The organism is Streptomyces sp. SID12501 (assembly GCF_010550245.1).
Lineage (GTDB): Bacteria > Actinomycetota > Actinomycetes > Streptomycetales > Streptomycetaceae > Streptomyces.
Genome location: NZ_JAAGLU010000984.1, coordinates 1 through 396, shown reverse-complemented (window position 1 = coordinate 396; position 396 = coordinate 1). Strand labels below are relative to the sequence as shown.

The following is a 396-nucleotide window of genomic DNA, read 5'->3' as shown; positions in this document are numbered from 1 at the left end:
TGAACTACAACCAGGTCGTCCAGGCGGGCATCTCCGCGATCGGCACGACCCTGCGCGTGGAGCTGGACATCCAGGCGGTCCAGGGCGAGGCGCTGCCCCAGCAGTGACCGGGGGCGGTCGTAGGGTGGTGGGCATGGCTCCCAATATCGCGACCAACAGCGCCGTGGAACTCGATGAGTTGCTGGCGTTCGTACGGCCCCGGCACCGGGCGATCCTGCTCACCACCCGGGCCGACGGCCGCCCCCAGGGCTCCCCGCTGACCTGCGGGGTCGACGACTCGGGCCGGATCGTCATGTCGACGTACCCGGAACGCGCCAAGACCCGCAACGCCAAGCGCGACGAGCGGGTCAGCGTGATCGTCCTCTCCGACGCGTGGGACGGGCCGTGGGTGCAGAT

The 396-nt window shown here is 70.2% G+C and carries 1 protein-coding gene; it reads left to right on the top strand.

Annotated elements, in window-relative coordinates; genetic code table 11:
• Nucleotides 1–133: 133 nt before the first annotated feature.
• A partial coding sequence (locus tag G3I71_RS49465; protein WP_203733262.1) for a pyridoxamine 5'-phosphate oxidase family protein occupies nt 134–396 on the top strand: 263 nt, incomplete at its 3' end.